This is a genomic window from uncultured Roseobacter sp. (assembly GCF_947499265.1).
Lineage (GTDB): Bacteria > Pseudomonadota > Alphaproteobacteria > Rhodobacterales > Rhodobacteraceae > Roseobacter.
This window is the reverse complement of record NZ_CANMNK010000001.1, coordinates 692344-706065: the sequence shown is the minus strand read 5'-3', so window position 1 is coordinate 706065 and position 13722 is coordinate 692344. Positions and strand designations below refer to the sequence as shown.

Annotated in this window: 14 protein-coding genes; 5 read left to right on the top strand and 9 right to left on the bottom strand. The window is 57.9% G+C overall.

The window, feature by feature from the left end; genetic code table 11:
- Position 1: 1 nt before the first annotated feature.
- Together Q1A63_RS03425 and Q1A63_RS03420 are read right to left on the bottom strand one after the other, a co-directional pair.
- Positions 2–433 (bottom strand): tripartite tricarboxylate transporter TctB family protein, encoded by a 432-nt coding sequence (locus Q1A63_RS03425; RefSeq protein WP_298969285.1) that lies wholly within the window; start codon positions 431–433, stop codon positions 2–4.
- 44 nt (positions 434–477) lie between these two features.
- The gene (locus Q1A63_RS03420) at positions 478–1440 is read right to left on the bottom strand and encodes a tripartite tricarboxylate transporter substrate binding protein (protein ID WP_298969284.1); all 963 of its coding nucleotides are present in this window, start codon (positions 1438–1440) and stop codon (positions 478–480) included.
- Between the two features lie 124 nt (positions 1441–1564).
- Between Q1A63_RS03420 and Q1A63_RS03415 the strand changes: the two genes are divergently transcribed.
- The 4 genes from Q1A63_RS03415 (at position 1565) to Q1A63_RS03400 (ending at position 5696) form a co-directional block, all read left to right on the top strand.
- Positions 1565–2470, top strand: coding sequence for a LysR family transcriptional regulator (locus tag Q1A63_RS03415; protein ID WP_298969283.1), 906 nt, complete (start codon positions 1565–1567; stop codon positions 2468–2470).
- A 249-nt stretch (positions 2471–2719) separates the two neighbouring features.
- Positions 2720–3619, top strand: coding sequence for a helix-turn-helix transcriptional regulator (locus tag Q1A63_RS03410; protein WP_298969281.1), 900 nt, complete (start codon positions 2720–2722; stop codon positions 3617–3619).
- 258 nt (positions 3620–3877) lie between these two features.
- Positions 3878–4396: a nuclear transport factor 2 family protein gene (locus Q1A63_RS03405; protein ID WP_298969280.1), complete on the top strand. Its 519-nt coding sequence runs from the start codon at positions 3878–3880 to the stop codon at positions 4394–4396.
- Positions 4397–4550: 154 nt separating this feature from the next.
- Positions 4551–5696, top strand: a complete 1146-nt coding sequence (locus Q1A63_RS03400) for an aldo/keto reductase (protein ID WP_298969278.1) — start codon at positions 4551–4553, stop codon at positions 5694–5696.
- Positions 5697–6283: 587 nt separating this feature from the next.
- Here Q1A63_RS03400 and Q1A63_RS03395 read toward each other — a convergent pair.
- From Q1A63_RS03395 to Q1A63_RS03375, 5 genes are all read right to left on the bottom strand, one after another.
- Positions 6284–7054 (bottom strand): class I SAM-dependent methyltransferase, encoded by a 771-nt coding sequence (locus Q1A63_RS03395; protein ID WP_298969277.1) that lies wholly within the window; start codon positions 7052–7054, stop codon positions 6284–6286.
- Between the two features lie 370 nt (positions 7055–7424).
- Positions 7425–7748, bottom strand: a complete 324-nt coding sequence (locus Q1A63_RS03390) for a hypothetical protein (protein ID WP_298969276.1) — start codon at positions 7746–7748, stop codon at positions 7425–7427.
- A 217-nt stretch (positions 7749–7965) separates the two neighbouring features.
- Positions 7966–8445: a hypothetical protein gene (locus Q1A63_RS03385; RefSeq protein ID WP_299630645.1), complete on the bottom strand. Its 480-nt coding sequence runs from the start codon at positions 8443–8445 to the stop codon at positions 7966–7968.
- A 374-nt stretch (positions 8446–8819) separates the two neighbouring features.
- Positions 8820–9650 (bottom strand): alpha/beta hydrolase, encoded by an 831-nt coding sequence (locus Q1A63_RS03380; RefSeq protein ID WP_366524280.1) that lies wholly within the window; start codon positions 9648–9650, stop codon positions 8820–8822.
- Between the two features lie 153 nt (positions 9651–9803).
- The gene (locus tag Q1A63_RS03375; protein WP_298969271.1) at positions 9804–10211 is read right to left on the bottom strand and encodes a RidA family protein; all 408 of its coding nucleotides are present in this window, start codon (positions 10209–10211) and stop codon (positions 9804–9806) included.
- A gap of 98 nt (positions 10212–10309) precedes the next feature.
- Here Q1A63_RS03375 and Q1A63_RS03370 point away from each other — a divergent pair, with 98 nt between their 5' ends.
- On the top strand, positions 10310–11227 hold the full coding sequence (locus tag Q1A63_RS03370; RefSeq protein WP_298969269.1) for a LysR family transcriptional regulator: 918 nt from the start codon (positions 10310–10312) through the stop codon (positions 11225–11227).
- Between the two features lie 336 nt (positions 11228–11563).
- On the opposite strand, the gene Q1A63_RS03365 is transcribed toward Q1A63_RS03370, so the two are convergent.
- Complete coding sequence (locus tag Q1A63_RS03365) at positions 11564–12196, bottom strand: class I SAM-dependent methyltransferase (protein WP_298969267.1); 633 nt, start codon at positions 12194–12196, stop codon at positions 11564–11566.
- Positions 12193–13656, bottom strand: coding sequence for an MFS transporter (locus tag Q1A63_RS03360; protein ID WP_299630642.1), 1464 nt, complete (start codon positions 13654–13656; stop codon positions 12193–12195). The genes Q1A63_RS03365 and Q1A63_RS03360 overlap by 4 nt, the downstream gene beginning before the upstream one ends.
- Between the last annotated feature and the right edge of the window lie 66 nt (positions 13657–13722).

The following is a 13722-nucleotide window of genomic DNA, read 5'->3' as shown; positions in this document are numbered from 1 at the left end:
TTCAATACCCCCCTAGAACGTCCAGCAGGTCGAAATATCGACCAAGGGGTGGAAAAACGCCCAGGAGTTTGAAGAACACAAGGTGGTAGGCTGCCGGGCAAAGGAGTGTCGCCGCGCCCAGACCAAGGGGGGTGCGCAGGCCGAAGATCCAGAGCGCCACGGGCGCTGCGAGAGCGGTGCTGATCAGGTATCCAACAGCAGAGATCAACCAGACATAAACGACCGCCAGCGCGAGCAACGCAGCTATGGCGGGCAGATGTCGCGGGTCCATCTGGCTGGCAGAAGCGGTTTTGCGCAGTTCGGCCGCGCCCAGTACGACCAGCGTGATCGATCCGGCCAGCGGAAAGAACCGGGCACCCCATCGGCCCTGTTGATCCAGCGGTATGCCCATGGATGTCGCCATGGCGCCGATCCCGATGAGGATCAGCGCCATACCGACCACCCGAGGGGCAGGAGAAGACCCTAGGGTCACTGGTTTCAGCCCTGGCTTTTCAGCACGTCGATGACGGGCCGCGTGTCTGCCTGCATCTGCCGCAGGCGGGCTTCGGTCTCGGCGCCGTTCAGAAAGGCCGGCACATTGCCGCGCTCGCGCATGAGGTCGGCGAACTGCTGCGTCTCTGTGATCTGTTGCAATGCCGCCTCCATGCCTTGGATGATCTCTGGATCGGTGCCTTTGGGCGCAAAGAACACGATGGGCGAGGACACCGCGACATAGTCAAAACCAAGCTCTTCCAGCGTCGGCACGTCGTCGCGGATCGGGTCACGCTCGGGTGCCACCAGCGCCAGCACGCGTAACTCATTCTCGAATCCTGCGGCCTGCTGAATGCCGACAAAGGCGAAATCGACCTGCTCTCCGATCACGGCGGCGCGGGTCGGCCCGCCGCCTTTGAACGGCACGTCCTGAGCCTCAAGCGCGTTGCGGTTCAGAAAGCTCTGGCCCGCCACCTGATGAAACCCGCCACGCCCGTTGTGGGCCCACCGCAGGCTGCCAGGGTTTGCGCGGGCGGCATCAACGAAGTCCTGAACCGACTGGAACGGGCTGTTGGCGGGCACGATGATCGCAGGTGTCAGGTTGCCGATCTGGGCAATGATGTCGAAGCTATCGAAGGGGTTCACATCCGTTTCGCGCAGCATGGATGTCAGCAGGAACGACCCGGCAGAGGTGACCATGACCGTGTTGCCGTCGGGACGCGCGGCTGCGGCCTCGGTTGCCCCTGTGATGCCCGATGATCCGGGCTTGTTCACGACGACAAGCGGCACCGGCAGAATTCCGTCAGCTGCGGCGGCCGCCGCCCGCGCAAGCGCATCCGTGCCCCCGCCTGCCGAGTAGGGCAGAATAGCATTGATCGGCCGTCGCGGTGCCCATTCGGCCAGCCCCCGGCCCGCCGTAAGTACTGCGGTTGCGGTTAGACCGGTGGTGATGAAGTCACGTCGTTTCATGATGTCCTCCCTTTAGGCGTTGACGCGTTCAGGCGGCGCCACTGCAATCAAGGCTAGACGGTAGCCTAATCGATCATGTATAAAAAACGCAATTATCAGAACTATAAATCGAGAAATTCGAACAGTGAATTTGCGCAGCCTGAAGGTTTTCACCCTTGTGATGCAAGAGGGCACGCTGGCCCGTGCGTCCGACGCCATGAACCTCAGCCAATCCGCGGCCAGCCGACTGCTGCACCTGCTGGAAGAAGAATTCGCGATAGAGCTCTTCCGGCGCGACAAGCGTCGCCTGATCCCCACAGCAGAGGCGGAACGCTTCCTGCCCGAAGCGCTGCGCATCCTGTCTCAGATCGAGGCCCTGCCGCAATTCGTCCAGCAAATCCAGACCGGCACGCAAGACCCCTTTCGGATCATCGCGCAAACGCGGATCGTGAATGGCCTTATCGTTCCCGCAATCGAACGCCTCAGGGACGTATTTGCCGACCAACCGATCAAGCTGGAAATTCACCTGCGCCGCGATCTGGGGCGGCGCATGATGAACGACCGCTATGACATTGGCGTCTCGGCACTGCCGTTGCCCATCGACCAGCCGACGCCGGTCCGCCTTGGCGCGGCGCCTCTGAAGGTTGCTATTCGCAAGGACCACCCGTTGGCAGATCGCGCGGTGTTGCGGCCGGGCGATATGACCGGGATTCCCTACATCGCGCTGGACGAAACAACGGTCATTCGGCGTATCGCGGATCAGGAAATGGCGACGATTGGTGCAAAGCTTGACGTTGCACATGAGGTCTCGCTCGGCTCGGCTGCTTACCGGCTTGTTCAACGCGGTCTGGGCTTCACCTTTGCTGACCCAATCGCGCTGGACCCCGAATTGGAAAAAGAGGTCAGGCTGATCGATTGGGAGCCGCGCATGGACATCGAATTTGGCTATTTCATCCCAAACCCGGAGCGAAAAACAGAGTTGATACGCGCTTTCGAGGACGCGCTACGCCTCATATACTTGGAACGTTGCGCGCGAAAGCCAGGCGCATAGGCTCCGACATACGGGCCGTGGATCGTTTCTGATAACGGCACTTGGGCAGTATCAAACGCGGTGTATCGCTTCAGCGATACGACCCATGCTGCGCTACCATCCTATACGCAGGGTATTTTCAAACACACGTCTGCCGGTCAGACATCCCAAGAATGATCGATATTTCCTCGAAAAATGATCGGATATTGCATAGCCGCGATGCCCGAAGAGGCTAGTATTGAAGGGATATTGCCAAGGAGAGGGGTTCGAATGCCGCGGCGCTACAGAGAAATCTATCCATCGCTACCGCTGATCGATAGCGAAGGGATCGAGCATGTCTCCGCGGCGCGTCTGATGTCGGTGCAGTATTTTCAGGCCCCGCCTGATTCAATGCCAGAAGATATTTTCTCAGAGCATCATCTTTTGCTCAATCTCAAGGAAGAACCTCATCGAGTGCAGAACCGTCGCAACGGCGTAATACGGGATTTCCAGTTCCGCAAAGATGAGATCATCTTTACACCTGCGGGGGTCCGGTCGGGCTGGCGCTGGTTTGAACAATCGGATGTCATCGTCGTCACATTGGAACCCGTGGCCGTCCAGCACTTTGCCGAACGTGAGTTGGGGATGCTGCTTTCTGACAAGCAATTCGAGGATCTCCCACAGTTCTCGGATGCGGATCTATGTGCTGCGGGTGTGATGCTCCGCGACAGCATCGCAGCGAACGACATGTCCTCCGCCGTCATGTTCGAAGCGATGGCCCGCGTCTTTCTGGTCAAACTCTTGCAGAAATACGGTCAGCGTCGACCAGAAGAAATAGCCCTGTCCTCACGCTTTACGTCCGCGCATTATCAAAGGGTGCTTGGGTACGTGCGCACAAACATCGACCGCACGGTCGTGCTTGATGACCTTGCATCAGAAGTTGGCATGTCGACGTCGCATTTCAGCCGGGTGTTCAAAGAAGTGATGGGTAAGTCGCCCATGCAGTTCGTCCTGTCATATCGCGTCGAGCAAGCCATGCGCCGCATGGAAGATCAGACGCTCTCCCTGGGAGAGATCGCGCTTGACTGCGGCTTTGCGGATCAAGCGCATTTTACGCGCACCTTCAAGCAACTGACCGGTCAAACACCGTCTGCGCACCGCTCGACACGTCAGCCTGCCGCGCCAAACTAAACCGTTTTCCAACGCAACGGACAAAATCTTTCGATAGCGCAGCAAACCGCTTCTCGCAGCGGATTGACCAGACCAAGGGCGCGCGCCGATTAACCGCGCGGAACTCTAATTTGGGCCATTGGCGCTTCTGACGCCCATCCATTCCAGAGCAAGAATATTCAAAAACTCTGGCAGTCTCTTCAATTCATTGGGTCCCCGCCACCGTATCTTCTGTGTCATCGGGCAAGACGCTCGACGGATTTGACAGGAGAATGACCAATGAAAATGGCAGCTATCGCAACCGCTGCGATCTTGATGGTTTCAACCTCAGCGATCGCTCAAGCCGAAACGACCTTGGAAACCGAGATCACAACCCTGCTGGAAGGTATCGCAAAAGCCGCCGATGATCACGCCTGGGACAGGCTGAACCTGAAATTCACGGACCACATCATTCTGAACCAACTGTCTCTCGCCACTCAATCCGGTGCCCGGGTCGAAGAACAGACTTTGATCGCAACCTGGGCCGCGCTTTTGCCAAAGTTTGATGAAACCCATCACGCCGTTACCGACATCGAAGTGCTGGCATCCTCTTCCCTGATCGCGCGCGTCACGGCCCGCTATCACGCGACCTACCATCTGAATTCCATGCGTTGGGAGCAGACCGGTCGGCTCAACTATGTCCTGAAACTGACCGAAGAGGGGTGGCAGGTCACGGCCCTTGAAACAGTGCCGGCATGGGAAAACGGTGCCCTGACGGATCTGCTTTCTGAAACTGCACCAGAAACCCCACTCTCGTAGACGTTCATGTCCGGCCCCTCTCTGGGAAACCAGGGGGCCTCGGCATGGTCGGGGCCATCAAGGTCGCCACTGATGCGAAAGCTCGGTTCACCGCCTAAGCCTGACCGTTCGGAAAAGTACCCAGACCCTATCAATAAACACAAGGAGTTACCCCATGACCACCCCAACTGACCCTACCCGCCGTTCCATCCTCACCGCAGGTGCTGCCGCCGTCGCTTTGGGCAGTTTCGCAGCGACGCGCGGGGCCGCCCAGTCAGCAAACGCGCCCGCGGGCAATTCAACGGCGCCGCAAGGCAGGCGCATGCTGGGCGCGCTTGAGGTGTCCGCGATCGGCCTTGGCGTGCAGAACCACAGTCGGACGTTTCAGACGACCATCCCCAACAGATCCGAGATGCATAACATTATCAGGACCGCGTTTGATCAGGGTATCACCTTCTTCGACACCGCCGAGGTCTATGGCCCCCACGAATCTGAACGTATCTTGGGCGAAGCCTCCGGCGCGTTTCGTGACCAGATCCAGATCGCGACCAAGTTCGGCTTCAATGTCGATCTTGAAACCGGCGCATGGGCCCCGGGCCTGATCAGCCGACCGTCCCATATCAAACAAGCTGTGGAGGGGTCATTGCAACGGCTGGGTACGGACCGGATCGACCTGCTTTACCAACACCGCGTCGACCCAGAGGTGCCCATCGAGGACGTCGCGGGCGCGGTCAAGGACCTGATGGATGAGGGCAAGGTCCTGCATTGGGGGCTTTCCGAGATGGGACCAAATACCCTGCGCCGGGCGCATGCTGCGCTGCCCGTCAGCGCCGTACAGAACGAGTATTCGATGCTGTGGCGGGGACCGGAAGACGGTTTACTGGTCCTCTGTGCCGAGCTTGGCATCGGCTTCGTACCGTTCAGCCCCTTGGGATATGGCTTTCTCACCGGGGCCATCGATATGGGAACGAGCTTTGCGCCGGGCGACTTCCGCGCTGGTACTTCCCGTATGGATACCGAAAACAGACAAGCGAACCTCGCTTTGGTCGATCTGGTCAAATCCTGGGCGGATCGCAAGAACGCAGCCCCCGGTCAGATCGCCCTGGCATGGCTGCTCGCCCAGGGGCCGTCCATCGTTCCCATCCCTGGCACAACCCAGATGCCGCACATGCTGGAAAATGCCGGAGCCGCAGCCATTAACTTCACGCCCGACGAGCTGGGCGAACTGAACAGCCAGGTTGCCGCGATTGATGTTCAGGGCGCGCGCATGCCACCAATGGTCGAAGCCTGGTCAGATGTGGAGGCACCATCCAGGGCCTGAAACACCAGGGGAACAAAGAACTTCGCTGATGTCGGGGTCATGCCACTTTGACATCAGCCGTTCTCATTTAGCCGTAACACCTGAGCACAACTTTAGATTTCATAGAGTAATTCCACGACAAACTCATCTGACCCACCTCGCCGTGTCCTTTTGAGCGCCGACGTCACTTTGAGTGCTGTCTCGCAATCAATACCGTTTCCACACCACTCCGACTGCCGTAATGATCGCCGATGCAGCCATTGATATCTCGATAGCCGCCGAACACGTTACGACGCTTGATCGTTTGCCACCCCGTTCCTTTACAAGTCGTGGTATCGGTGTGGTCGTGACAAAGGCGCAGGCAAAGATGTGCCCAGCATTCCAGCCACCTGAGTGATCTAAACTACGCGGCGACGCCCGTGCAAATTGGTGTCAACACAGACCGGGTAAAACACGTGGATCACAGTCTAGGCCAGTTGTCCTCCCAACCTCCTCACGCGGAAAACTGTTGCGGCTTGTTATTTTTCTCTTGTTCTCGGCTACGGCTTATCGCGACGTTGACAAATATCCCTGCATTGCTTTGGCACGCCCATAGCGTGACCAAACGGTCATTCATGCTTCAGTAAATGCCAGACTTGTTCCACAGGGTAGCTCTTTGCCCAGTCTGCCGGGATCGCTGCACGTGTGCCCATCGCGCTTTCGGGAGCGTAAAGCTCCTGATACTTCGAGACGGCAAAACCGATGTCCGTGAAAAGGTCGATCCAAGACGAAATCGTCAGATTGAAGCATACACCGGTTGGCTCGTATTCGACCTCTGTCCAATCCGCCCCCCACATCTCTCGGTAAGGTCGATGCAGCGTCCGGTCGGCAGGCGCGCCATCAAGGGGTGAGCAGATCAGCGATAGCGGATGGTTTCCTAGGAAAACCAACCGCCCACCCGGGCGCAACAATCGCCATGCCTCCCGAAGCCATTTGTCAGGTGGACACCAGATCGATGCGCCATATTCCGAGATCGCGAAGTCGAAGGACGCATCCGGAAGGCCAGTTTTTTCGGCGTTCCCCTTGATGAAAGTGATATCTGCGCCGTGTTTTTCCGACATTTGCCGCGCTGTGCTCAATTGCTCGGTGGAGAGGTCGATCGCCGTGACGCGCGCACCTCGTCGGTTCATCCAACCCGCAACGTATCCCGTGCCACATCCGAGTTCGATTGCATCCATATCTGTCATGTCCATGGGCAGCAGTTGCAAACCCGCATCGGAGTTGCCCCAATTGCCCCATGCCGGTACTTCAAGGCTCCAACGACTTTTGGCAAATTCCACCCAATTGGTGGCATCGGCATTCCAGATATCTTTGTTGATCGAAAGGTAATCGCGCGTCATCGATGCCATCTCCGTTTTCCGTGAGATTTGCTTTATCATAAAAACCCGCTGTAATGCACTGCCAAGACACGTTGGACCCACGGTGCAATGCAGGTCTGTTGTGGGCCCGAGGCTGCCATAAGGTCATGCAGCATTTGGCCCAGTTTCCCGAAAATCCCGGGTAGTTCACGGCCTAAAACCGCCGTTCACGTCACAAAAAATCTCGCCCCATCCCTAGACCAAGCGCTCGTTCAGCGCGCAGCAATTTATTTCATGAAGGACGACGACGCAGACCATTCGACTTTCTATGATTGCTCGCGAATATCCTGATGGGAAGATCAATACATGGCTATTTCGATATCATAACTGCTTCGCCAGGCATCGCCGCGCTTTAGAATTTTGAGCACTCTACAAAACCTTCGCTGTCCAGAAAGTCTTCGAAGTCCAGCGCGCTGGCCTCGCTTATCTGGAGAACGAAATTGAGGGATGCTGCCTGAACTCTGGTCCTGTCGTATAGATCTTGGCACCTGTACTGCGTAGACCAATCGCTCCAACGGATATCAAATACTGTCTGTTGATCGCTTTGGCGGTAGAAATACCCGCGAATTGAGTCTTTTGGGACGATATATCTGCCATTGATTACAATCATTTCTGCCAATGCGCTGGAGGCGAAAAGACAAAAGACCACTGCTAAGACAGGAAATTTGAACTTCATTTTGGCTCCTCTTTTAGTTGCAAATGAAACAGTAACAGCGGAACGCCTCAAGAAATTGACCATTTACGGCAGGATGCACAGGGTATCGCAAATGTTCTCTGACCCCTACCTGACGGTCGCGCTATTGGCAGGCGGTGACACCGCCGAAACTGATCGAACAAAGAGACGCGCGAGATTTGCGTGCTTGCTCTAATCACCGTGACCAACAAGAAATTGGCTAACCGTCATGGTTTATTTGAAAAGTCATCTGGGCTGAGCAGCCAGGCGGAAACATGGCGGTGAAATCGGGATCTTCCGCGGGATTCAGCATCGGGGCCAACTCAACTTCACCCAGGACAGAAATCAGTGCATCGCTCTGAACTGTGAGGGTCGCGATGCCTATTTTCTGATCACCATCGCTCAACATCGCACCTTCCCAGGTGTTGTCGCCCGTCTGAGCCCAGCCGTACGGCCTCTCTCCCTCTTCCAGAAGATTGGGGTCAAAACGATCGCCGAACTCAACCTCTCTTGTACTTGGCTGCTCCAGGCTTTGCTCAAACTGAGGCAGCACCGCCGCCGTGGTCTCGGCGGGACAGGCTTCGGTGAGTGTCACCTCTGTCATCTGTGTTGTCCAAGCACCGTCTTGAGGCACGATTTCATCAGCAAAAGCCGAGAGTGGGAATAGGCTGACAAGGGGAAGAAAAAGGAGAAATCGCATAGAGAATGGTTCCATCATTTGGACAATTGACGATCTTCGATCAGAAGCGTCGCAGGGTGTCTCTTGATGTGTCAAGGGATGCTCTGGAAGCCATCCTCGTTTCAGTCAAATACCGCTGATCGGCAACCGCAATAGCGCGTGCCCTCTTACGCCGAGATATACCCTTCTAAATTGAGTTCTGTTAAGGCGCGCTTGATACGGCGCGGGACCCGTTCTTGGACCCCCTGGCCGGTCAAAGTGTTGCCGACCTCATAGAGCGACCGCGCGACGAATTTGCAGCCTTTCAGAAGAAGGTGCTAGCCGGTCCGGATGACAGGCAGCCAAGGGAGTCTTGATAGCGACGGCGGCCTGCTGACCCCCGTCGCGTGTATTCATCACGCATCGATGAACGCCAGAAGATCGGCATTCACGAGATCGGGATGCGTCGCGAAGAAACCGTGGGAGAGGCCCTCGTAGACTTTCAGAGTCCCGTTCTTGAGAAGTTTCACTGCTTTCTCCGCCGAGTTGGCAATCGGCACCACCTGGTCGTCAGCGCCATGCATGATGAGCACGGGGACATCAATGGCCTTGAGGTCTTCGGTCTGATCGGTCTCTGAAAAGACCTTGATACACTGGTAGTGCGCCGATGCGCTGCCCATCATGCCTTGCCGCCACCAATTCCGGATCTGACCTTGGCTGATCTCGGCACCCTCGCGGTTGAAACCAAAGAAGGGGCCAGAGGGGACATCAAGATAGAACTGCGCCCGATTGGCCGCCAAGGCGGAACGGAACCCGTCGAAAACCTCCATCGGAATGCCATCGGGGTTTGCATCCGTCTGCACCATCAGGGGTGGAATTGCCGCAAGTAATGCTGCCTTGGCAACCCGTCCGGGTTCAGCGCGCGCGACATAGCGTGCCGCTTCGCCGCCACCCGTGGAGTGGCCGATATGGACCGCATTTGTCAGATCCAGTTCTTCGACCAGTTCAGCAACATCCGCGGCGTAGGTGTTCATGTTATGACCAACGTCGGTCTGTTCAGAACGACCATGCCCGCGACGATCATGAGCGATGACGCGAAAGCCCTTGGAGGCGAAGAAGAGCATCTGGTTGTCCCAGTCATCGCCGGACAGCGGCCAGCCGTGATGGAACACGATGGGTTGTGCGTTTTTTGGGCCCCAGTCTTTATAAAAGATCTCGGTCCCGTCTGAAGTTGTGAAAGTAGACATTTCTTTTGGTCCTTTGAATTCGGATTGTGCTTGGGCGGACGCGACGCGCGGCAACAGGGCAACGGCGGAAGTGGCTGCAGCCGCCAGCAATACCGCGCGCCGGTTCGGCCCGGGTTGGTAGGGGATCATGGGTGTGCGTTTCCTTGGTTTTCATCAGGCGGCGACTTGCACCACCATTTCCACCTCGATCTGAAGGTCCGGGCCCGCGAGGGCGGCCACGCCGATGCCGGTGAGGCTCGGCTGCGCGCCATCGAGGAAGCGCATGAGTTTGGCCATGGCGATCTCCTGCGTCTCAGGCCGCAGATCGGTCATGTAGATGCGCATCTGAACGATGTCATCTGTCGACGCCTGAAGCGCATCGAGGGCGCCTTGCAGGTTCATGACCACAATCGCGGTCTGTTCGGCCAGCGATCCGGGTGCGGCGGCGCCATCGGGGCGCCATGCCACCTGGCCGGACACAAAAGCCAACGGGCCCGGGTGCGCAATCGAGATTTGCGCATAACCGACCTTGCCGGCATCCGGCAGAGCTGGAGGGTTCATTCGATCAATTGAAGCGGACATGTCTTTCTCCTTTTATTGACTGTCACGCCGAAAGACTTAGACGCATCAGATGGCGAATTATATTCGCTGCAGTCTCGATCTACATGCTACAAATGCACATGATCGGGTCGAAGGTGAACGATATCCTGTTGTTTCTCTCAGTCGTTGAGACCGGGAGCTTCGTTGCTGCTGGCAAGATGTTCGGGCTGTCGCGCTCAACCGCCGGGAAGGCCATCGCACGGCTGGAGGACGGCTATGGAGCGCGACTTTTGAACAGGACCACACGTGCTCTGGATCTGACGCAGGAGGGAAAACGCCTTTTCGAATACGGGCAGGCCATTCGTCAGGCAATCGAGGCTGCTGATGACAGTATCGCCAGTGACAGCGGCGTCCCGCGTGGCGTCTTGCGTATCACTGCACCAGACGCCCTGGGACGCAGGTTACTGCTGCCGACCGTGCGCCGATATCTGGAAACCTGGCCTGAGACACAGATCGAGCTGTCGCTGTCAGACCGCGTTGACAACATCATCGAGAAGGGCTTCGACCTTTCGATCCGTGTCGGCGTGACCCCACCCGATCAGGGTTTCATCGCGCGGACACTTCTGCGGAATGAAGCGGTGTTGTGTGCAGCCCCGGCGTATTTTGAGCGGCGCGACAGACCCCTGAACATCGAACAGCTCACGCGCCACGATCTGCTCCAGTTCGCAAGCCGCAGCGAACGGCAGGGCTGGCATCTGCAAGAGGAAGACGGTACTTGGGTCCGCGCCCAGGGTCAGGTCCGCCTGCGGCTCGACAGCGCCGAAGCTTTGCGCGCAACCGCTTTGGAAGGGCTCGGCATCGCCCTGTTGCCGCAACTTCTGGTCGGCGCCGACATTGACGAGGGCCGCCTGGAACGGGTTCTCCCCCGGCTCAACCATGGGCAGGTCCCGATCCTTGCGCTCTACCCCCACAAGCGTCTGCTCGAGCCGCGGGTCCGCCGCTTCATCGACATGTTAAGTGAAGACCTCAGAAAACTTCGTTCCAGCAAAGTAATTTGACCACCTGCGGTGCGGTTCGTCAGAGCAGACATTCGCCGCGCTTGATCACCACGATCGGTCCAGACGTGCGACACCTGGCGAATACGCTTTGGCATCCGGCGCGTGCTGGAAGAGATAAAGGTGCATAACCTGGCAGATATGAATTGGATTGAGGCCATTGGCTGGCTGACATCCCTCCTGACGATTGCGACGCATTCCCGCGATTCGATGCGACACTTTAATGCTCCGCGTGCGACAGCCTTTCCGACTTTCGCCGCACACGCAAAATCTATGATGGATCGAGCTCTCACATCGCGGGCAAGCCCGCTCTCCGGTTCATCAAAGCCTATGTCGACTCTACCGTCGCTCCACCGCAATCACAGTATCAGTAACCACGGCTGTCTGCCCATCTGGTCCGTTTGCAGTCCGCTCAATGGGGCCGACAAACACCTCATCCCATTCGGACGGATTGAGATCGAGATCGGTCAACTCGTCGGCAGCGGTTGGGTAGACCATATCCGGATCGGCCCATGACCAGGGTGCACGTGAGCCGTGCGCGCCGATCAGCAGCAAACCACCCGGCGCCACAGCGTTTGCGGCGCGTTGCAGCGCCGACACCCGGTCGAACCTGCCTGGTGAATGCAGGAACATGGCCGTCACGAGGTCAAATTCTCCGTCCGGGATTGATACGCCAAGATCGTGCCGCTCAAATCGAGTTTCGCCTGCGACGCCGGCGTTTTCCGCCGCCCGCCGCGCTGCGTTCAGCGCAACCTCCGCAACATCAACGCCCGTGACGGTCCATCCCTGCTTGGCAAGCCAAATCGCATCGTCACCCCGCGCGCAACCAAGATCGAGCGCGCGACCGAGTGCGCGGCCCTCTGTGAAGCGCACTAAGACGGCAGATGGACGCCCGCCGGAGGGTTTGGTCATTTTCGCATAGTGACCTTCCCAGAAGGCCGCGGGGTCGTCTTGAGGTTGGGCGCGTGTCATGCGGTAGTTTCTCCCTTTTTCCATGCGGACGCGCCCACAAGCAGCGTCAGCGTTCCGAACACGGCGATTGAGTAAAGCGTGGCTGTCGCAGCAGCGTCCACGAAACGCGGGGCGATGTCGGCCTCTGCCTCCATTCCGCCTTCACCGAGCGACCCGAAGAAGATGGACCCGGCAATGGCAATACCAAGCGCCGCACCGATCTGTTGAAAGGCCTGCATGGCCCCGGAGCCTGCGCCGGCATCCTGTGTCTCGACGCTCGACATGGTCACCTGGAAGAGCGACATGATTGCCGTGCCCATGCCAAAGCCACAGATCAGCAGCGGCGGTGTGAACGCATAAGGGTTCAGCTCTGCGCCCGTGGATAGAATGACGCTCCGCAGACTGATCATGCCGATCAAAAGCAGCGCTGCACCAATCGCAATGCGCAGTGACAGATAACGGTTCGCAAACCGTTCCGTTGTCATTGAGGCCAGCATGACGCCGACAGGGAACGGCGTTGTCACGAGGCCGCTTTGCAGCGCCGTCAGGCCAAAGCCAGATTGCAGGAAAATGGCCAGGACGAGGAACAGACCCGGCACGCCACTGAAGAAGAGTATCACCAGCCCCAGTCGTCGCAGATAAGGCATGTTCGCCAGAAGACTCGGCGGCATCAGAGCCGAATGGCCTGCCGCACTGTGTTTCTGTTCATATGCCATGAAGACGAGGGTAACGGGGATAGACGCAGTGATCGCGGCAAAGGTCCACCACGGCCAGCCGAGGGCACGGCCTTCGATCAGCGGCAAGACAAGCAGAATGGCCGCAACCGTGAACAGCGTCGTACCAATCCAGTCGGGTCGGCTATCTGTTTCCGCTTCCAAAGCAGGAACGAACGTGCGTGTGCCGATGAGTGCCGCAATGCCAAGCGGTATATTGATCAGAAAAGCCAAGCGCCAGCCAAGACCCGCAATGTCCGCCGAAATCAGCGCCCCACCGATGATGGGGCCCGCCACAACGGCGAGACTAGACACGGTGCCGAACAGGCCAAAGACGCGAGACTTTTCCTCGGGTGGAAAGATCACATGCGCGATCGCAAGTACCTGAGGCACCATCATCGCCGCCGCGATGCCCTTGGCCGCCCGCGCGATGATCAGATCGACCACATCCGGTGCAAGACCACAAACGGCAGACGACACCGTAAACCCGATCAACCCCCAGATGAACATGCGCCGCCGCCCGAAGACATCTCCAAAGCGGCCACAAGGCAGCAGACCGACCGCCAGAGCCAGCACATAGATCGCCGCGACCCATTCAAGCTGTGTCGGGGTGGCACCGGTATCGGCTTGTATCTGCGGGAGGGCCACGTTCACGATGCTGACGTCGATCAGGTTCATGAAACTCGCGATGAGTAGAACCGACAGTGCCGCCCATCGGTTCGTGGCCGCGCGGTCGGGGCTGTGATCAGTTTTGGATGCGATACTCATGTAACTTCGTATGTATCATGATGGAGTAAGAGTCAATCTCTTGTGCTTTCAAATGTTGCGTGGGGC

Coding starts and splice junctions, on each gene's coding strand:
- Q1A63_RS03425 (WP_298969285.1), bottom strand. CDS start 433: ATGGCGCTGATCCTCATCGGGATCGGCGCCATGGCGACATCCATGGGC.
- Q1A63_RS03420 (WP_298969284.1), bottom strand. CDS start 1,440: ATGAAACGACGTGACTTCATCACCACCGGTCTAACCGCAACCGCAGTA.
- Q1A63_RS03410 (WP_298969281.1), top strand. CDS start 2,720: ATGCCGCGGCGCTACAGAGAAATCTATCCATCGCTACCGCTGATCGAT.
- Q1A63_RS03405 (WP_298969280.1), top strand. CDS start 3,878: ATGAAAATGGCAGCTATCGCAACCGCTGCGATCTTGATGGTTTCAACC.
- Q1A63_RS03400 (WP_298969278.1), top strand. CDS start 4,551: ATGACCACCCCAACTGACCCTACCCGCCGTTCCATCCTCACCGCAGGT.
- Q1A63_RS03395 (WP_298969277.1), bottom strand. CDS start 7,054: ATGACGCGCGATTACCTTTCGATCAACAAAGATATCTGGAATGCCGAT.
- Q1A63_RS03390 (WP_298969276.1), bottom strand. CDS start 7,748: ATGAAGTTCAAATTTCCTGTCTTAGCAGTGGTCTTTTGTCTTTTCGCC.
- Q1A63_RS03385 (WP_299630645.1), bottom strand. CDS start 8,445: ATGCGATTTCTCCTTTTTCTTCCCCTTGTCAGCCTATTCCCACTCTCG.
- Q1A63_RS03380 (WP_366524280.1), bottom strand. CDS start 9,650: ATGTCTACTTTCACAACTTCAGACGGGACCGAGATCTTTTATAAAGAC.
- Q1A63_RS03375 (WP_298969271.1), bottom strand. CDS start 10,211: ATGTCCGCTTCAATTGATCGAATGAACCCTCCAGCTCTGCCGGATGCC.
- Q1A63_RS03370 (WP_298969269.1), top strand. CDS start 10,310: ATGATCGGGTCGAAGGTGAACGATATCCTGTTGTTTCTCTCAGTCGTT.
- Q1A63_RS03365 (WP_298969267.1), bottom strand. CDS start 12,196: ATGACACGCGCCCAACCTCAAGACGACCCCGCGGCCTTCTGGGAAGGT.
- Q1A63_RS03360 (WP_299630642.1), bottom strand. CDS start 13,656: ATGAGTATCGCATCCAAAACTGATCACAGCCCCGACCGCGCGGCCACG.